16 protein-coding genes are annotated in these 17,585 nt (G+C 74.1%); 9 read left to right on the top strand and 7 right to left on the bottom strand.

Translation table 11 applies throughout. The features are described 5' to 3' along the window. Positions 1 to 28: 28 nt before the first annotated feature. The 3 genes from ACZ5GH_RS01340 to ACZ5GH_RS01350 form a co-directional block, all read right to left on the bottom strand. A complete protein-coding gene (locus ACZ5GH_RS01340; protein WP_464333140.1) occupies positions 29 to 790 on the bottom strand; it encodes an SDR family NAD(P)-dependent oxidoreductase in 762 nt (253 codons plus the stop codon). Beyond that, the gene (locus ACZ5GH_RS01345; protein ID WP_387755078.1) at positions 787 to 2,223 is read right to left on the bottom strand and encodes an MFS transporter; all 1,437 of its coding nucleotides are present in this window, start codon (positions 2,221 to 2,223) and stop codon (positions 787 to 789) included. The genes ACZ5GH_RS01340 and ACZ5GH_RS01345 overlap by 4 nt, the downstream gene beginning before the upstream one ends. Before the next feature lie 78 nt (positions 2,224 to 2,301). Continuing rightward, positions 2,302 to 2,880 (bottom strand): TetR/AcrR family transcriptional regulator, encoded by a 579-nt coding sequence (locus ACZ5GH_RS01350; RefSeq protein WP_387755075.1) that lies wholly within the window; start codon positions 2,878 to 2,880, stop codon positions 2,302 to 2,304. 154 nt (positions 2,881 to 3,034) lie between these two features. On the opposite strand from ACZ5GH_RS01350, the gene ACZ5GH_RS01355 reads away from it, so the two are divergent. Continuing rightward, entirely contained in the window at positions 3,035 to 3,508 is a 474-nt protein-coding gene (locus ACZ5GH_RS01355) for a DoxX family protein (RefSeq protein WP_387755072.1), read from the top strand. Here ACZ5GH_RS01355 and ACZ5GH_RS01360 read toward each other — a convergent pair. After that, on the bottom strand, positions 3,497 to 3,808 hold the full coding sequence (locus tag ACZ5GH_RS01360; protein WP_387755070.1) for an MTH1187 family thiamine-binding protein: 312 nt from the start codon (positions 3,806 to 3,808) through the stop codon (positions 3,497 to 3,499). The genes ACZ5GH_RS01355 and ACZ5GH_RS01360 overlap by 12 nt on opposite strands. Positions 3,809 to 3,939: 131 nt before the next feature. Then, on the bottom strand, positions 3,940 to 5,421 hold the full coding sequence (locus ACZ5GH_RS01365) for a SulP family inorganic anion transporter (RefSeq protein WP_387755716.1): 1,482 nt from the start codon (positions 5,419 to 5,421) through the stop codon (positions 3,940 to 3,942). Between the two features lie 745 nt (positions 5,422 to 6,166). On the opposite strand from ACZ5GH_RS01365, the gene gcl reads away from it, so the two are divergent. The 4 genes from gcl (at position 6,167) to ACZ5GH_RS01385 (ending at position 10,863) form a co-directional block, all read left to right on the top strand. After that, complete coding sequence (gene gcl, locus ACZ5GH_RS01370; protein WP_464333141.1) at positions 6,167 to 7,948, top strand: glyoxylate carboligase; 1,782 nt, start codon at positions 6,167 to 6,169, stop codon at positions 7,946 to 7,948. 158 nt (positions 7,949 to 8,106) lie between these two features. Further along, positions 8,107 to 8,595, top strand: a complete 489-nt coding sequence (locus ACZ5GH_RS01375) for a glutathione peroxidase (RefSeq protein WP_387755065.1) — start codon at positions 8,107 to 8,109, stop codon at positions 8,593 to 8,595. Between the two features lie 205 nt (positions 8,596 to 8,800). Continuing rightward, positions 8,801 to 9,373 (top strand): nuclear transport factor 2 family protein, encoded by a 573-nt coding sequence (locus ACZ5GH_RS01380; RefSeq protein WP_464333142.1) that lies wholly within the window; start codon positions 8,801 to 8,803, stop codon positions 9,371 to 9,373. A gap of 278 nt (positions 9,374 to 9,651) precedes the next feature. After that, positions 9,652 to 10,863 carry a hypothetical protein gene (locus tag ACZ5GH_RS01385; protein WP_464333143.1) on the top strand — a complete coding sequence of 404 codons (1,212 nt, stop codon included), beginning with the start codon at positions 9,652 to 9,654 and terminating at the stop codon, positions 10,861 to 10,863. Positions 10,864 to 10,972: 109 nt separating this feature from the next. Here ACZ5GH_RS01385 and ACZ5GH_RS01390 read toward each other — a convergent pair whose 3' ends face one another. Next, positions 10,973 to 11,893, bottom strand: coding sequence for a LysR family transcriptional regulator (locus tag ACZ5GH_RS01390; RefSeq protein ID WP_387755057.1), 921 nt, complete (start codon positions 11,891 to 11,893; stop codon positions 10,973 to 10,975). A gap of 96 nt (positions 11,894 to 11,989) precedes the next feature. Here ACZ5GH_RS01390 and ACZ5GH_RS01395 point away from each other — a divergent pair, with 96 nt between their 5' ends. From ACZ5GH_RS01395 to ACZ5GH_RS01410, 4 genes are all read left to right on the top strand, one after another. Next, positions 11,990 to 12,694 (top strand): succinate dehydrogenase cytochrome b subunit, encoded by a 705-nt coding sequence (locus ACZ5GH_RS01395; RefSeq protein ID WP_387755055.1) that lies wholly within the window; start codon positions 11,990 to 11,992, stop codon positions 12,692 to 12,694. Beyond that, a complete protein-coding gene (locus ACZ5GH_RS01400) occupies positions 12,691 to 14,634 on the top strand; it encodes a fumarate reductase/succinate dehydrogenase flavoprotein subunit (RefSeq protein WP_464333144.1) in 1,944 nt (647 codons plus the stop codon). Before ACZ5GH_RS01395 ends, ACZ5GH_RS01400 begins: the two co-directional genes overlap by 4 nt. After that, entirely contained in the window at positions 14,631 to 15,368 is a 738-nt protein-coding gene (locus tag ACZ5GH_RS01405; RefSeq protein WP_387755049.1) for a succinate dehydrogenase/fumarate reductase iron-sulfur subunit, read from the top strand. Before ACZ5GH_RS01400 ends, ACZ5GH_RS01405 begins: the two co-directional genes overlap by 4 nt. A 352-nt stretch (positions 15,369 to 15,720) precedes the next feature. Beyond that, the gene (locus ACZ5GH_RS01410) at positions 15,721 to 16,026 is read left to right on the top strand and encodes a hypothetical protein (RefSeq protein ID WP_387755047.1); all 306 of its coding nucleotides are present in this window, start codon (positions 15,721 to 15,723) and stop codon (positions 16,024 to 16,026) included. 21 nt (positions 16,027 to 16,047) lie between these two features. Here the strand turns inward: ACZ5GH_RS01410 and ACZ5GH_RS01415 are convergent, their stop codons facing one another. Next, the gene (locus ACZ5GH_RS01415; protein ID WP_464333145.1) at positions 16,048 to 17,562 is read right to left on the bottom strand and encodes an FAD-dependent monooxygenase; all 1,515 of its coding nucleotides are present in this window, start codon (positions 17,560 to 17,562) and stop codon (positions 16,048 to 16,050) included. Between the last annotated feature and the right edge of the window lie 23 nt (positions 17,563 to 17,585).

Consider the following 17,585-nt stretch of genomic DNA (forward strand, 5'->3'; position numbering starts at 1 on the left):
CCGGGGTCAGGCGGAGGAGCCGCCGAGGTCAGGCGGAGGAGCCGCCGTCCAGGACCAGGTCGCTGCCGACGGTGTAGCCCGCCTCCGGCGAGGCCAGGTACAGCACCGCGGCGGCCACCTCCTCCGTCGCGCCGGCCCGGCCGACCGGGACCTCGGCCCTCATCCGCCCGGCCTTGGCCGCGGCGTCCTCGCCCGGCCGGGAGGACATCGGGGTGTCCACCGCGCCGGGGCTGACGGTGTTGATCCGCACGCCCTCGGCGATGTGGTCGAGGGCGGCGGCCCGGGTCAGCGCGGTGACCGCGGCCTTGCTGGCGGCGTAGGCCCCGACGCCCGCGATCCGCTTGTGGGCGCCGATGTTGGACGAGACGTTGACGATCGCGCCGCCGCCGTGGGCCCGCATGTGGCCGATCTGGTGCTTCATGGCGAGCAGGGTGCCGGTCACGTTGATGTCGAACATCCGCTGCCACTCGGCCTCGTCGATGTCGGCGACCGGACCGAGGGCGCCGAGCACCCCGGCGTTGTTGACGGCGACGTCCAGGCCGCCGAGGTTCTCCACGCTCTCCCGGACCAGCCGGGCGGCGTCCTGGGCGTTCGTCACGTCGCCGGTGAGCGCGACCGCCTTGCCGCCGGCCTGCTCGATCAGGTCGACGGTCTCGGCGAGCGGGCCGGCGGTGCGGCCGGCGACCGCGACCCGGGCGCCCTCGCGGGCGAAGGCGAGCGCGATCGCCCGGCCGATGCCGCTGCCGCCGCCGGTGACCAGGACGGACTTGTCGGCGAAACGCGTGGTCATGAGGTGGTCTCCTTGATTCGGGTGGTGCGTTCGGTTGCGGTGGGGACGGTGGTCCGGGGCAGCGCGGCGACCGCGACGGCGGTGAGCGCCAGCCCGACGGCGGCCGCCGCGAAGGCCGCGGCGTAGCCGCCGACGACGCTCGGGCGGGTGGCGGCCAGCGCCATCAGGGCGGCCAGTCCGGCGGTGGGGCCGAGTTCCATGGCCGTGTTGAACACTCCGGCGGCCAGCCCGGTGCGCTCCGGCGGCACACCGCCGGTGGCGAGCACGGCCGCACCGGCGAAGGCCGCGGCGGCGCCCGCGGGCAGCAGGAGCAGTCCGGGCAGCAGTCCGAGGGCGTACCCGCTGCCGGGGGCGAGCCCGGCCAGCAGGCCGAGTCCGCCGGCCGCCACGGCGAGGCCGCCGGCGGTGACCGCCACCGGCCCGTACCGGACGGTCAGCGGCCCGGCCAGCCGGCCGGCGAGCAGCAGGACGGCCGCGTACGGCAGGAAGGCGGCGGAGGTGGCCGCGGCGCTCCAGCCGCGCAGCTGCTGGAGGTAGAGCGAGAGCAGGACGAAGGTGAGCGCGGTGCCGGCGGCGGTGGCCATGACGGCGGCGAGCCCGGTGGCGCGACGCCGGTCGGCGAGGAAGCCGGGCGGCAGCAGCGGGTCGGCGGTGCGGCGTTCGGCGGCGGCGAAGGCGAGCAGCAGGGCGAGCCCGGCGGCCAGCGGGCCGTACGTTCCGGGGCCGTGCCAGCCGTGTTCGGTGGACGCCACCAGGGCGTAACTCGCCGCGCAGACACCGGTGGTGGCGAGGGCGGCGCCGCGCAGGTCCAGGGCGGGGCGGTGGCTGACGGGGGCGGCGGCGGGCCTGGCCGGGCGGTGCCCGGCGGGGGCGGCGGCGGGCAGGGCGGCGGAGCGGGCGAGCCCGGCCAGCGCGACCAGGACGGGCACCGCGAACAGCCAGCGCCAGGAGACCGCGGCGGCGACCGCGCCCGAGAGCACGCTGCCGACGGTGGCGCCGAGCACCGACAGGCCGCCCCAGGTGGCCATCGCCCGGCGGTAGGCGGCGGGTTGGGGGTACAGCACCCGGACCACCGCGACCGCCGCCGGGGCGGTGAGGGCGGCTCCGGCGCCCTGCGCGAAGCGGCTCGCCAGCAGGACGGGGTAGCCGGGCGCGAGCGCGCAGGCGACCGAGGCGACGGCGAGCAGCGCCAGGCCCGCGCGGAGCACCGGGCGTCCGCCGTGACGGTCCGTCAGTCTCCCGCCGAGCAGCAGCAGGGAGCTGAAGGAGAGGCCGTAGGAGGCGCTGAGCAACAGCACCGCGGACGGGCCGAGCCCTAACTCCCGTGCCACCAGGGGCAGCGGCACGGTGAGGATCGTGATCGTGAAGACCAGCACCGCCTGGACGACGCCGAGCAGCGCGAAGCCGTACCGGCCGGTAGTGATGACGGCCATGTAAAACCCTCCCCCCTATGTAGACCGTTCGGTCCAGAATCAGCACAACAGAAGAAGCCGGTCCGGGACGACCGGGTGTCAGTCCAGCAGTGCCAGCGCCTGCTCGGCGGCGTCCCGCGCCCGGGGCGCGCCGTCGGCGGTCTTGCCCACCACCCGGATGCCCTGCAGCAGCACCACCAGCATCCGGGCGAGCGCCCGCGGCTCCCGCCCGGCGGGCAGTTCGCCCTGGGCGGCGGCGCGCACCAGGGCGCCGGTGAGCAGCGTCTCCAGGCGGTCGAAGCTCGCCTCCACCCGGCGGGCCGCGGCCGGGTCGTGCGCGGCCAGCTCCACCGCCGTGTTGGTGACGAAGCAGCCGATCCGGCGCTCCGGCCCGTCCGCCGTCGCGTAGTGGCGGACCATCGCCCGGACCGCCGGCAGCGCCGGGCCCGGCTGGGACAGCTCGTCCAGCCGCGCCGAGTCGCTCTGCTCGCAGTAGCGCTCCAGCGCCCGCAGGTACAGCTCGTGCTTGCTGCCGAAGGTCGCGTACACACTGGCCCGGGCGATTCCGAGCCGCTCGACCAGGTCGGCCATCGAGGTCGCCTCGTAGCCGCGCTCCCAGAACAGCTCCAGGGCCGCCTGCAGCGCCGCGTCCGGGTCGAATTCCTTCGTTCGCGCCATGTCGAGAACCGTATCCCTTTCTGGACCGAACGGTCAAGAAAGAGCACCCATTGGTCCAGACCTAATGCCTGACGGAGCATTGCCAACGGAACTCGGCCAAGGCTACCCTTACCGCTCCCCCGTCCACCTCCTTCCCCACCGGGAGGCGCTTCGCATGCCCGCACCCCGCCCCACCACCCCCCGGCAGGCCGTCGACGCCGTCAGACCCGTCGTCCTGACGGCGTTCCGGATCGTCGTCGGCCTGCTCTTCGCCTGCCACGGCGCCGCCTCGCTGTTCGGCGTGCTCGGCGGCGCCAAGGGCGGCGGCACCGTCCCGCTCGGCCAGTGGCCGGGCTGGTGGGCCGCTCTGATCCAGCTGGTCGGCGGCGCCCTGGTGCTGCTCGGCGCCGGCACCAGGGTGGCCGCCCTGCTCTGCTCCGGCTCGATGGCCTACGCCTACTTCACCGTCCACCAGGAGCACGCCCTGCTGCCGATCCAGAACGGCGGCGAGCTCTCGGTGATGTTCTGCTGGTCCTTCCTGGTCATCGCGGCGCTCGGCTCCGGCCCGTACGCCCTGGACCGGCTGATCACCCGTCAGCCGGTGGCCGCGTCGGCCGAACCGGCGGCCCAGCAGACCTCAGCGGTCTGACGGTCCGCCCGCGGCCAGGTGGCGCTCGACCGAGGCGACCTTGGCGGTGAGGCCGTCGGTGACCCCGGCCCGGTCGTCGATCTTGATGACCGTGCTCACCCGGTTGCTGTGGGCCTTCACCGCCTCGATCGCCGCCTTGATCACCGGCATCACCTCGTCCCACTCCCCCTCGATGCTGGTGAACATCGCGTCCGTACGGTTGGGCAGGCCGCTCTCCCGCACGACCCGGACGGCGGCGGCCACCGCCTCCCCCACGTCCTCGCCGATCCCCAGCGGGGTCACCGAAAAGGCTGCGATCACGGTTCTGCGCTCCTTGCGTCGAAAGGCACTGGTCGCGTCCCGGAGCTCCACCCCGGGCCGCGACCAGGCTAGGGCGCGTCTGACAATTCGCGTCGCGAACCCGGCGGGAATCGTCAGGCACGCCCTCGACGTCAGGCCACCGAGGGCAGCGGCGGTTCGACCGCCAGCGGCGCCGTGGCGCGGGCCCGGTGCTGGTCGGCCCAGGAGACCAGGGCCACCGTGCAGGCGTGGTCCAGGTGGCGCAGCCCGGACCAGTCCAGCTCCACCGGCCGGTCCCCCGGCAGCCGTTCCAGGGTGTCCAGCAGCCGGGGCAGCCGCAGGAAGGTGGCGTTGCCGCTCAGCCGCACCCGGTGCAGCGGCTCCCCGTCCGGCCGCGCCTGCTCCTCCACCGCGATCTGCAGCTGCGAGGTCTGCCAGGCCGACTTGGCCACCGCGAGGCCGACGCCGACCAGCACCCCTTCGAACAGGTCGGTGGCGATGATCGCGCCCGCCGTCACCACCAGCACCAGCGCCTCGCCCAGGTGCCCGCGGCACAGCGCGACGATCCGGCGCAGCGGCACCAGCTTGGCGCCGGCGTGCACCAGGACGGCGGCCAGCGCGGTGAGCGGGACGAGCCCGAGCGCGCCCGGCAGCAGCGCGGTGAACAGCAGCAGCCAGCCGCCGTGCAGGACCCGCGAGGCCCTGGTGCGCGCGCCGGCCTGGACGTTGGTCGCGCTGCGCACGATCACCGCGGTCATCGGCAGCGCGCCGAGCAGCCCGCAGACGGCGTTGCCGACACCCTGGGCGGTGAGTTCGCGGTCGTAGTCGGTGCGCGGGCCGTGGTGCATCCGGTCGACGGCGGCGGCGCTGAACAGCGTCTCGGCGGAGGCGATCAGGGTGAAGGCGATGACGGTGCCGAGCCCGGCGGTGCCGACCAGGGCGGCCAGCGCGTCACGGTCGGGCAGGTGCACCACGTCGAGCAGCCCGGCCACCCGGACCCGGGCCACCGGCAGGTCGGCGGCGGCGGTGACGGCGGCGGCCAGTCCGACGGCGGCCAGCGGGGCGGGGACGGCGCGGGCGGCGCGCTCCGGGAGGTACTTCCAGCCGACCAGGACCAGCAGGGTGCCGAGGCCGAGGGCGACCGCGCTCGGGGTGGCGGCGCCGGTCAGCACGTCGTGCAGCAGGTCGGGCAGTCCGGCGATCTTCTGCGGCCCGGTGGCGGGGGCGCGGCGGTCGGCGAGCGCGTAGAGCTGGCCGAACACCAGGGTCAGTCCGATGCCGGCCAGCATGCCGTGCACCACCGAGGCGGACATCGCCCGGAACCAGCGGCCGAGCCGCAGGGCGCCCATCGCCAGTTGGAGCAGGCCGGTGCAGAGCACCAGCAGGCCGAGCGCGCCGACGCCGAAGCGCTGGACGGCGTCGGCCACCAGGACGGTCAGCCCGGCGGCCGGCCCGCTGACCTGGAGGCTGCTGCCGGGCAGCAGGCCGGCCACCAGGCCGCCGACGATCCCGGTGACCAGGCCGAGTTCGGCGGGGACGCCGGAGGCGACGGCCACCCCGACGCAGAGCGGGAGGGCGACCAGGAACACCACCAGTGAGGCCGGCAGGTCGTGGCGCCAGGGGACGGCGCGCAGGGCCGCGGCCGGGGTTCGGGGCCGGCCCGGCGGGCCGTGCTTGCGGAGGAGGCCCGGCGGGCTCTCGCTGCGGTGGGACGGCGGGTTCACCCGGTCACCGCCAGGGACCGGTCGGGGGTGCAGCAGCGCATGGGGGGTTCCTTCCGCGCGCCCGCCGCTGCGGGCGCGCCGTTGCGGGGCGGGGAGCAGGAGCACGGGGGAAGGGGACAGGGGACCGCGGAGGGGCGGCGACAGCGGTACGGCCGCGGGTCCGGATCGAGCGGCGCGCGGCGGCGGGTGTCGGGTCGGTACGGTCGGGGGGTGCGTCCCTCGCTCGGGTGCGGCGGACCGGGCGCACCGGTCCTGGACGGGGCCGCCGGCGGAGTTCCCCCGCTCCTCGGCGCTCCCGAATCCCCCCGCCGCGGCCTCAGTCGGACGTCACGGGCCCGGCGTGCCACCGACGGTACCCAGTGCGGCGGGGCGGCCCGACACCCCGCACCGTCCCTTCACCGGCGCTGCACACCGGCTGCGCTTCCCGGCGCGGAACGTCCGCTTCCCCGGGTACACCAGCGCGAACGCCGTCCGGGCGTACGAATCCGGGCCGCTCGGGCCGCCCCTCCCGGCGTCCACATTCTGTTGAAGCCCCCTTGACGGCCCGACAGGCCCCGCCCTACCGTGCTTCCACATAGAGAAACCATTCTTCCGTATGGTGGAATTCGTGAGATGAGCCCTCCGAGCCCCTGCGGGCCGACGCAGGAGAGATCCGATGCCTCGTATGACAGCCGCCCGCGCGGCCGTGGAGATCCTGAAGATCGAGGGCGTGGACGTCGCGTTCGGCGTGCCCGGCGCGGCCATCAACCCCTTCTACGCCGCGCTCCGAGCCGCCGGCGGAATCCGGCACACCCTGGCCCGGCACGTCGAGGGCGCCTCCCACATGGCCGAGGGCTACACCCGCGCCAGGGCCGGGAACATCGGGGTCTGCGTCGGCACCTCCGGGCCGGCCGGCACCGACATGATCACCGGCCTGTACTCGGCGATCGCCGACTCCGTCCCGATCCTCTGCATCACCGGCCAGGCGCCCGTCGCCCGGCTGCACAAGGAGGACTTCCAGGCCGTCGACATCGCCTCGATCGCACGGCCCGTCACCAAGGCCGCCACCACCGTGCTGGAGGCCGCACAGGTCCCCGGGGTGTTCCAGCAGGCCTTCCACCTGATGCGCTCCGGCCGCCCCGGCCCGGTGCTGATCGACCTGCCGGTCGACGTCCAGCTGACCGAGATCGAGTTCGACCCGGAGGCCTACCAGCCGCTGCCCGTCCACAAGCCCGCCGCCAACCGCGTCCAGATCGAGAAGGCCGTCGCCCTGCTCCAGCGCTCCGAGCGCCCGCTGATCGTGGCGGGCGGCGGCGTCATCAACGCCGACGCCGCCGAACTGCTGCTGGAGTTCGCCGAGTTGACCGGCGTCCCGGTGGTCCCCACACTGATGGGCTGGGGCGTCGTCCCGGACGACCACGAGCTGAACGCCGGGCTGGTCGGCCTCCAGACCTCCCACCGCTACGGCAACGAGACCTTCCTCGCCTCCGACTTCGTCCTCGGCATCGGCAACCGCTGGGCCAACCGCCACACCGGCGGCCTGGACGTCTACACCGCGGGCCGCACCTTCGTCCACATCGACATCGAACCCACCCAGCTCGGCCGGATCTTCGCCCCGGACCTCGGCATCGCCTCCGACGCCAAGGCCGCCCTGGAACTCCTCGTCGAGGTGGCGCGCGAACTGCGGGCCGCCGGCACGCTCAGGGACCGCGGCGCCTGGGCCGCCTCCGTCCAGGAGCGCAGGGCCCGGCTCCAGCGCCGCACCCACTTCGACGACGTGCCGATCAAGCCGCAGCGGGTGTACGAGGAGATGAACAGGGCCTTCGGCCCGGAGACCCGCTACGTCACCACCATCGGGCTGTCCCAGATCGCCGGCGCGCAGCTGCTGCACGTCTACCGGCCGCGGCACTGGATCAACTGCGGCCAGGCCGGCCCGCTCGGCTGGACCGTCCCGGCCGCCCTGGGCGTCGCCACCGCCGACCCCGGGGCCCAGGTCGTCGCGCTCTCCGGCGACTACGACTTCCAGTTCATGATCGAGGAGCTGGCGGTCGGCGCCCAGCACCGCATCCCGTACGTCCACGTGCTGGTGAACAACTCCTACCTGGGGCTGATCCGCCAGGCGCAGCGCGCCTTCGACATCGACTTCCAGGTCAAGCTGGAGTTCGAGAACGTCAACGCGCCGGAGCTGGGCGCCTACGGCGTGGACCACGTCAAGGTCGTCGAGGGCCTCGGCTGCAAGGCGATCCGGGTCACCGAGCCGGCGGGCCTGCTGCCGGCCTTCGAGGAGGCGAAGAAACTGGCCGCCGAGTTCCGCGTCCCCGTCGTGGTCGAGGCGATCCTGGAGCGGGTCACCGACATCTCGATGGGCGCCGCCGACATCGACAAGGTCACCGAGTTCGAGGAGCTCGCCACCCGCCCGGAGCACGCCCCGACGGCGATCAGGCCGCTGGTGCCCTGAACGGTCGCGCGCACCGGTCGCGCGGGCGCGTACGCGAGGCTCCGTACGCCCCCGCGCGCCCGGAACACCGGCACGCCGACCACGGTTGATCCCGTCGCGGCCGCTACCGTGGCCCCGGAAGAGGCCCGGCCCGACGACCCTCCGAAAGGACCACCACCGTGAGCCTGTACGACATCCCGCTGCGCACCCTCGCCGGCGCGCCCACCTCGCTCGCCGAGTACAAGGGCAAGGCGCTGCTGATCGTCAACGTCGCCTCCAAGTGCGGCCTGACCCCGCAGTACGAGGGCCTGGAGCGGCTCCAGCAGCGGTACGCCGGGCGCGGGTTCACCGTGCTGGGCTTCCCCTGCAACCAGTTCGCCGGGCAGGAGCCGGGCAGCGCAGAGGAGATCCGGACCTTCTGCTCAACCACCTACGGGGTGACCTTCCCGCTGTTCGAGAAGATCGACGTCAACGGGGAGGACCGGCACCCGCTGTACGCCCGGCTGACCGAGGTCGCCGACGACGAGGGCCAGGCCGGGGACATCAGCTGGAACTTCGAGAAGTTCCTGGTCTCCCCGGACGGCACCGTCGCCGCCCGCCTGCGTCCGGGCGTCGACCCGGAGGCCCCCGAGCTGATCACCGCCCTCGAAGCCGTCCTCCCGGCCTGACACCGCCGCCACCGCCCCCGCCTGACGACCCGGAGCGCGCCCCGCGCCCCGGGTCGTCGCGCGTCCGCCGGGCGCCGCCTCCCGGGGCGGTCGGCGGATCCCTGGAACCGGACCTTGATCTCAAGTCGACTTGAGGTCCTAGTCTCCCCGGTGTGCGGCCGGAGCGGCCGCGACACCCGCCGCGATCCCCGGGAGAGCCACCGCCATGACCACCGCCCCCGCCCCCGTCACCCCCACCGCCGCGGACTTCGCCGCCCTCGAGCAGCGCGTCCGGGCCCTCACCGACCGCGCCGACCTCACCGGTCTCATCGACGGCTACCTGCTCAGCCTCGACACGGTGCCTCACGGCGGCGGACGGTTCGACGAGGCGTGGGAACGGCGCTACTTCACCCCCGACGTGCGGATCACCTCGCCGGTGGGGCAGCACGAGGGGATCGACGGACTGGCCGAGTCCGAGCAGGCCACCCTCGGGAAGTTCGAGCGCACCCAGCACGTGGGCGCCAACTACATGATCGACCTGGACGGGGACCGGGCCACGGTGCGCTGGAACGCCCTGATGACCCACGTCCACCTCGCCTCGACCCAGCGGGCGCGGGGCGAGGAGCCCGGCGGCCACTTCGACGTCGGCGGCACGTTCACCGGCGAGGCGGTGCGCACCCCCGACGGCTGGCGCCTGCGCAGCCTGGACGTGCGGGCCGTGTGGACGAACGGGAAGGGCCCGCTCGTCCTGACCGCGAAGGCCGAGGAGACCCTGCGCGACCTCGCGGGCGGGGCGTGACGGCGGGGCGTGACGGCGACCGGAGCCGGCCCGATGTTGCGGACATGCTCAGCACGCCCCTAGGGTCTGTCTTCAAACTCGCGTCTGCGGGGCGACGCCGGGGCACGCACCTCGCCGCGTTGTCGTCGGTCGCCAATGCTCCGCAGTGGCTCCCTCCTCCGCCTTGCGATGCACGCACCCCAACGCCGCCCCGCCCGCCCTCCGGGCGAACGACGGGAGTTTGAAGACAGACCCTAGCGTGAGTGCCCGTCGACCCCGTTCCCGCGGAGAGGACCGCCTTGATCACTCGTCACCTCAGGACCGCCGCCCGAGCGCTGCTCGCGGCCGGTCTGCTCGTCACCGGCGCGCTCGTCGGCGCACCGCCCTCGGCCGCGGCCGCCGCGGCACCGACGGCCCTGACCGCCTCCGACTACACCCTCACCGCGGACTACCACCGGTTCGACACGCTCAACGCCGCGCTCGTCACCGCCCTCGGCACCTCCGCCGTGCACACGGTGATGGAGAACGCCAACCACGACCGGCAGGCGCTCCCCTCGTCCTTCTCCGTCAACGGCCTGTCCACCGGCTTCCGGTTCGACGACGGCGACGACTCCGACTGCCAGAGCGTCCCGCAGGGCATCACCACGAGCCGGGACGCCGTGGGGACCGCGAACAGCGGCAACTACGACGGCCACCAGCTCGTCCTGGTGAGCTGGTACACCACGGACGGCTGCGGCGGCGCCCAGCAGCGCAGCCGGATCACCCTGGTCGACTGGGACGCCACCTACCCCAACACCTACCGCAAGATCCTCCTGGTGGAGCCGTCCGGCACCGCGGCGGCGCCGGACTTCAAGGACATCCCGATCCACGCCGGCGGCGTCTCCTGGTACGGCGACTACCTCTACGTCGCCGACACCGGGAGCGGCATGCGCGTCTTCGACATGCGCAAGATCCTCAACACCGACACCGGAGGCACCGCCGACCAGATCGGCCGCCAGTCCGGCTCCGTCTACTACGCCCACAACTACGCCTACGTGCTGCCCCAGGTCGGCACGATCACCTCCCACGCGCCGTCCGGCAAGGGCCTGGTGTGGTCGTCGGTCTCCCTCGACCGGGTCAGCAAGTCGATCGTGATGACGGAGTACACCTGCCAGGCGGACTGCACCAAGTACCCCAACCGCCCGCCGCGGGCGGTCCGCTTCCCGTTCACCTCCGGGGCGACGACCTTCGCCGCGACGACGACCGCCACCCAGGCCCTCCAACTGCCCTGGTACAACCTCAACGGCGTGGCCTCCCACAACGGCCGCTGGTGGTTCAACTCCTCGCGGCAGAAGCAGCTCTACTACTGGACCCCGACCGCCGGCCCCGCCACCTTCCCCTGGGTGGGCGGCGGCGAGAGCCTCTCCTACTGGGAGGACGCCACCGCCGCCGACCTGCTGTGGTCGCTGCAGGAGACCACGGGCGGACGCAACGTCTTCGCGGTCACCCAGGCCACCTACGGCGGCGGCTGAGCACCCGCCCGCCGATCGGAGCCCACGGCCCGGGGCCGCGGCACCGTCCACTGCGGATGGTGCCGCGGCCCCGGGCCGGCCGCTTCCACCGCGCGGCAGCCGCGCGAGGTCACAGCAACAGCCGGGTGCCCGGCGGCAGTTCGCCGTCCCGGGCGGCGTCGTGGAGGTGCGCCAGCAGGGTGGTGCGCAGCGCCTCCGCCGCGCGGGTGAGCGGCACCTCCTGGCCGTGGGCGACGGCGATGGTGCGGCCCAGGCCCGGCCCGGCGAACGCGGTGACCGCCAGGCCGGAGCGGGCGGCCACCATGCCGGGGACGACGGCGGGCCCGAGCCCGGCCCGGACGAAGCCCAGGACGGCGTCCATCTCGCCGCCCTCCACCGCGAACTCCGGCTCGAACCCGGCCGCCCGGCAGGCCGCCAGGGTCGCCTCGCGGACGTCGTAGCCCTCCCGGAACATCACCAGCGGTCGGCCCTCCAGCTCCGCCACCCGGACCCTGCGCCGGGCCCGCCGCTCGGCCGCGACCAGCACCAGCTCCTCGTGCAGCAGTTCGGTGACCGCCAGGGCGGGCGCCTGCTCGCCGCTCGGCCGGGTGATGATCAGCGCGAGGTCCAGCTCCCCCGCTCCGAGCCAGCCGACCAGGTCGCGCGAGCCGCCCTCGCGGACCACCAGGGTCACCCCCGGGTAGCGGTCCCGGAACACCCGCAGCACGTCCGGCACCAGGCTGGTGCACAGGCTCGGCGGGGCGCCCAGCCGCACCCGCCCGCGGCGCAGCTGGACCGTCTCCTGGACGGCCAGCCGGGCGCTCTCCGTGTCGGCGAGGATGCGCCGGGCCAGCGGCAGCAGGGCGTCCCCGGCGTCGGTCAGCGCGATGTTGCCCCGCGCGCGGTGGAACAGTTCGGCGCCCAACTCCCGTTCCAGCGCCCGGATCTGCTGTGAGAGCGACGGCTGGGCGACGTGCGCCGCCTCGGCCGCCCGGGTGAAGTGCCGGGTCTCGGCGACGGCCAGGAAGTAGCGGAGTTGCTGGAGCTGCACAGGGCCAGGATAGGCCGCTTCGATAGCCGGCACCTATCGTCGCGAGCCGCATCATGTCTTGGACGCACCCCGGCCCCCGCCCCTAGCGTTGCTGCCATGACAACCGCGACTCGGACGGCCCGGCACCCGTCCACCCTGGCGACCCTGTGGCGGTCGACCGTCGGCAAGAAGGCGGTCATGGCCGTCACCGGACTGGTCATGCTGCTGTACCTGGTCGCGCACATGCTGGGGAACCTCAAGGTGTTCGCCGGCCCGGACGACATCAACGGCTACGCGGCCTGGCTGCGCACCATCGGACAGCCCTTCCTGGGCCACGAGTGGTTCCTGTGGATCGCCCGGGCCGGCCTGCTGGCCGCCGTGGTGCTGCACGGCGTGTCCGCGTACCAGCTCAGCCGCCGCGACCTCGCGGCCCGCCCGAGCGGGTACGTGCACAAGCGCCGCCGCGCGAGCTACGCGACCCGCACCATGCGCTGGGGCGGGGTGATCCTGGCGCTGTTCATCGTCTGGCACGTCCTCGACCTCACCACGCTGACCGTGAACCCGGCCGCCGAGCACGGCCACCCGTACCAGAACGTCGTGGCCTCCTTCGGCCGCTGGTACGTCGACGTGTTCTACGTCGTCGCGATGCTGGCCGTCGGCCTGCACATCCGGCACGGGTTCTGGAGCGCCGCCCAGACCCTCGGTGCCAACAACGCCCGCCGCGACCGGGCGCTCAAGCTGATCGCGAACGGACTGGCCCTGGTGCTGACGGTCGGCTTCCTGTCCGTCCCCGTCGCCGTGATGACCGGAGTGGTGAAGTGAGCTACCTGGATTACACCGTCGGCGAGCCGGTGGCCGACGCCAAGGCCCCCGCCGGCCCGATCGAACAGCGCTGGGACCAGCGGCGGTTCGACGCCAGGCTGGTCAACCCGGCGAACCGGCGCAAGCACACCGTGATCGTGGTCGGCACCGGCCTGGCCGGCGGCGCGGCCGGCGCCACCCTGGCCGAACAGGGCTACCGCGTCGTCCAGTTCTGCTTCCAGGACTCCCCCCGGCGCGCCCACTCGATCGCCGCCCAGGGCGGCATCAACGCGGCCAAGAACTACCGCAACGACGGCGACTCGGTCCGCCGGCTGTTCTACGACACCGTCAAGGGCGGCGACTTCCGCGCCCGCGAGTCCAACGTGCACCGGCTGGCCCAGGTCTCGGTGGAGATCATCGACCAGTGCGTGGCCCAGGGCGTGCCCTTCGCCCGCGAGTACGGCGGCCTGCTGGACACCCGCTCCTTCGGCGGCGTCCAGGTGTCCCGGACGTTCTACGCCCGCGGCCAGACCGGCCAGCAGCTGCTGCTCGGCGCCTACCAGGCGCTCTCCCGGCAGGTCGCCGCCGGGAACGTGGAACTGCACCCGCGCACCGAGATGCTCGACCTGCTGGTGGTCGACGGGCGGGCCCGCGGCATCGTCGCCCGGGACCTGGTCACCGGGGAGATCCGCTCCTACACGGCCGACGCCGTGGTGCTCGCCACCGGCGGCTACGGCAACGTGTTCTACCTCTCCACCAACGCCAAGAACTCCAACGCCACCGCGGTCTGGCGGGCGCACCGGCGCGGCGCGTACTTCGCCAACCCGTGCTTCACCCAGATCCACCCGACCTGCATCCCGCGCTCGGGCGACCACCAGTCCAAGCTCACCCTGATGAGCGAGTCACTGCGCAACGACGGCCGGATCTGGGTGCCCAAGGCCCAGGGCGACACCCGGCCGCCGGCCGAGATCCCCGAGGAGGAGCGGGACTACTACCTGGAGCGGATCTACCCCGCCTTCGGCAACCTGGTGCCGCGCGACATCGCCTCCCGGGCCGCCAAGAACGTCTGCGACGAGGGCCGCGGCGTCGGCCCCGGCGGCCAGGGCGTCTACCTGGACTTCGCCGACGCGATCCGCCGGATGGGCCGCGACGCCGTCGAGGCCAGGTACGGCAACCTCTTCGAGATGTACGAGCGGATCACCGCCGAGGACCCGTACCGGGTGCCGATGCGGATCTACCCGGCGATCCACTACACGATGGGCGGGCTCTGGGTCGACTACGACCTGCAGACCACCGTGCCCGGCCTGTTCGCCATCGGGGAGGCCAACTTCTCCGACCACGGCGCCAACCGGCTCGGCGCCAGCGCGCTGATGCAGGGCCTGGCCGACGGCTACTTCGTGCTGCCGCCCACGATCAACGACTACCTGGCCCGCCACCCGCTGCCGGCCGTGCCCGCCGACCACCCGGTGCTCGCCGAGGCGCAGGCCGAGGTCGAGGACCGGCTCAACCTGATCCTCGCGGTGGACGGCGACCGCACCCCGGACTCCTTCCACCGCGAGCTCGGCGAACTGCTCTGGGACGAGTGCGGGATGGCCCGCGACGCGGCCGGGCTCACCCGGGCGCTGGAGCGGATCCCGCGGCTGCGCGAGGAGTTCTGGCGCCGGATCAAGGTCCCCGGCACCGGGCAGGAGCTCAACCAGTCGCTGGAGAAGGCCAACCGGCTGGTCGACTACTTCGAGCTGGCCGAGCTGATGTGCCTGGACGCGCTGCACCGCGCCGAGTCCTGCGGCGGCCACTTCCGCACCGAGAGCCAGACTCCGGAGGGCGAGGCCGCCCGCCGCGACGAGGAGTTCTCCTACGCCGCCGCCTGGGAGTTCACCGGCACCGGCGAGGCACCCGTCCTCCACCGCGAGGACCTCGCCTTCGAGTACGTCCACCCCACCCAGCGGAGCTACGCATGAACCTCACCCTGCGCATCTGGCGCCAGGCGGGCCCGGACGCACCCGGCTCGATGACCACCTACCGGGTCGACGGGATCAGCCCGGACATGTCCTTCCTGGAGATGCTGGACACCCTCAACGAGGAGCTGATCACCCGCGGCGACCAGCCGGTCGCCTTCGACCACGACTGCCGCGAGGGCATCTGCGGCGCCTGCGGCATGGTCATCAACGGCCAGGCGCACGGCCCCGAGCGCACCACCACCTGCCAGCTGCACATGCGGCACTTCCAGGACGGCGACACCATCGACGTCGAGCCCTGGCGGGCGGCCGCCTTCCCGGTGGTCAAGGACCTGGTGGTGGACCGCTCGGCCTTCGACCGGATCATCGGCTCCGGCGGCTACATCACCGCGCCCACCGGCAGCGCCCCCGAGGCGCACGCCACGCCCGTCCCCAAGGAGGCCGCCGACACCGCCTTCGAGCACGCCGAGTGCATCGGCTGCGGCGCCTGCGTGGCGGCCTGCCCGAACGGCTCGGCGATGCTCTTCACCTCCGCCAAGGTGGTGCACCTCAACGTGCTGCCGCAGGGCGCGCCGGAGCGCTCCGCCCGGGTGCGGAACATGGTCTCGGCCATGGACGCCGAGGGCTTCGGCGGCTGCACCAACACCGGCGAGTGCGCCACCGCCTGCCCCAAGGGCATCCCGCTGCCCAGCATCGCGGCGATGAACCGGGAGTTCCTGCGGGCCGCCCGCGGCTGACGACTCCCCCCCGGTACCGTCCGACCCCGGACGGTCGGCCCCCGCTCTGGTGCTCAGGCGGGGGCCGACGTCCCTCCGGCGGGGCGTGCGGCGGGAGTTCGCGCTCCCCGTACGGGTGGCGGATCGCCGCGGGCGGTGCTTCCTGACGGAGAATCGCGCTACGGTGGTGCTCCGCTACGGAGGGACGGCATATGCCCGAGGTTCAGTCCTGTTCCGGTTGCGGCGGGTCCGGGGGGACCCAGAAGACCGAGGCAACGGTCGAACTGGACGAGGAAGGAAGCATGGTGCCCAGCGTCCACACCTTCTGGTCGCCCTGCGGTCGGTGCCACGGATCCGGGACGGTGATCGTCGGATGAGGTTCGTCTTCGAGTGCGTCGAGTGCGGTGGGCACTACCTGCCGCCCGAGGAGATGGTGTACCCGGACGGGCCGGCCTCGCCGGTCTGGTGCACCGACTGCCAGGGCGCCAAGCGCGCGGCCGGCGTCCGGGAGGACCCGCTGCTCGCCCGGGTCGCGCTGGCCGCCGCCCGGGCCGCGCTGGCCGGGCGGGCCGCCGAGGCGGCCGAGCAGCCGGCCCGCTTCGACGTCCGCCCGTCCCGTCCGCCGCTGTCCCGCCGGTCCCGGCCCGGCCCCGGCGTGGTGCGCAGCAGGCTGGGCTGACCTCCCGGGCGCCGCCTGCGGTCAGGCCGGGACGGCCCGGCCGAGGGCGGTGGCGAGGGCGCCGTCCACGGCGGCGCGCAGCTCGGTGTCGTCCTGCTCGGTCCAGGCCCCGGCGAGGTGGCCGTCGGGGCGGACGAGGACGGCGCGCAGGCCCTCCCAGCCGGCGCGGGGCCGGTCGGGGACGCCGTGGTGCACGGTCACGTGGTCCCGGGCCCGGTCGGCCAGCACACCGCCGGGCGTGAGGTCGAGCAGCAGGTAGGCGTCCGCCCGCAGCAGCGCGAACAGGTCGGCGCCCGGGTCGGTTCCGGTGCCGGTACCCGTCCCGGTGAAGGTGAGGCCCGGGGCGCGGGTGCCGGTCAGCGGGTGGGCGGCGGGACCGCCGCCGGGGTAGGCGACGTCGAGTCCGCTGAGCCGCCCGGCCAGCACCTCGCCGAACTCCTTCGAGCGCGGAACGAGCCGGCTGAGCAGGTCCCGCAGGGCCAGGCCCTCCGGGGTGAAGGCGTGGAACAGGTGGGTCTGCGCGCGGCTGTGCTCCACCAGCTGCTCGCCGACCGGGTGCCGGTCGGTGTGGTAGGTGTCCAGCAGCCCCTCGGCCGCCCAGCCGTTGACGGTCGCGGCCAGCTTCCAGCCGAGGTTGAAGGCGTCCTGGACGCCCACGTTCATGCCGACGCCGCCGGCCGGGTAGTGCTGGTGGGCGGCGTCGCCCGCGAGGACGACCCGGCCGCGCCGGTACCGCTCGGCCAGCCGGGTGGCGTTGCCGAAGCGGGACAGCCAGGACGGGTCGTGCAGGCCGAAGTCCTCGCCGGCGATGGCGGCGGTCCTGCGCCGCAGCTCCTCCAGGGTGAGGTCGCCGGGCCACTGGGTGGTCGCGCTGTCGGGGTCGGCCCCGACGATGCGCCAGCGGCCGCCCGGCAGCGGCACGACCATCAGTCCGCCCCGCTCGTTGAAGCGGTTGAAGCCGGGCGGCGGCGGGGTGGCGAGGCGGACGTCGCCGAGCCAGCCGAGGTAGCCGGCGGGCGTGCCGGGGAAGCCGATGCCGGCGGCCTCGCGCACGGTGCTGCGGGTGCCGTCGCAGCCGGCGAGGTACTCGGCCCGGATGTCGTACGGGCCCTGCGGTCCCTCGACCCGTACGGTCACCGAGTCCGGCCGCTCGGTGAACCCGGTGACCCGGTGGCCGCGCCGGATCCCGGCACCGAGGCCGAGGGCGTACTCCTCGAGCAGTTCCTCGGTCCGGGCCTGGGGGATGAAGAGGGTGTAGGGGTGCGGGGTGTCCAGGGCCGAGAAGTCGAGCCGGTCGGGGAGGTTGGCGAAGTGGCCGGTGGAGATCTTCAGGGCCTCCGCCAGGAAGCGCCGGTGCACCCCGCGCGAGGCCAGCACCTCGATGGTGCGGGGGTGCACGGTGAGCGCCTTGGAGCGCCGGTCGACCTCGGTGCGCTGCTCGACGACCGTCACGCCGACGCCGTTCAGGCGCAGTTCGGCGGCGAGCCAGAGCCCGACCGGTCCGCCTCCGGCGATGACGACCTGCTGCGTTTCCATGCGACTGCCTTCCACTGGAGCGG

The organism is Kitasatospora sp. Xyl93 (assembly GCF_055383135.1).

Bases quoted from the DNA above. Each gene is read 5' to 3' on its own strand.
- ACZ5GH_RS01395 (WP_387755055.1), top strand. From the start codon at position 11,990: ATGACAACCGCGACTCGGACGGCCCGGCACCCGTCCACCCTGGCGACC.
- ACZ5GH_RS01405 (WP_387755049.1), top strand. From the start codon at position 14,631: ATGAACCTCACCCTGCGCATCTGGCGCCAGGCGGGCCCGGACGCACCC.
- ACZ5GH_RS01355 (WP_387755072.1), top strand. From the start codon at position 3,035: ATGCCCGCACCCCGCCCCACCACCCCCCGGCAGGCCGTCGACGCCGTC.
- ACZ5GH_RS01345 (WP_387755078.1), bottom strand. From the start codon at position 2,223: ATGGCCGTCATCACTACCGGCCGGTACGGCTTCGCGCTGCTCGGCGTC.
- ACZ5GH_RS01350 (WP_387755075.1), bottom strand. From the start codon at position 2,880: ATGGCGCGAACGAAGGAATTCGACCCGGACGCGGCGCTGCAGGCGGCC.
- ACZ5GH_RS01340 (WP_464333140.1), bottom strand. From the start codon at position 790: ATGACCACGCGTTTCGCCGACAAGTCCGTCCTGGTCACCGGCGGCGGC.
- ACZ5GH_RS01380 (WP_464333142.1), top strand. From the start codon at position 8,801: ATGACCACCGCCCCCGCCCCCGTCACCCCCACCGCCGCGGACTTCGCC.
- ACZ5GH_RS01410 (WP_387755047.1), top strand. From the start codon at position 15,721: ATGAGGTTCGTCTTCGAGTGCGTCGAGTGCGGTGGGCACTACCTGCCG.
- gcl (WP_464333141.1), top strand. From the start codon at position 6,167: ATGCCTCGTATGACAGCCGCCCGCGCGGCCGTGGAGATCCTGAAGATC.
- ACZ5GH_RS01415 (WP_464333145.1), bottom strand. From the start codon at position 17,562: ATGGAAACGCAGCAGGTCGTCATCGCCGGAGGCGGACCGGTCGGGCTC.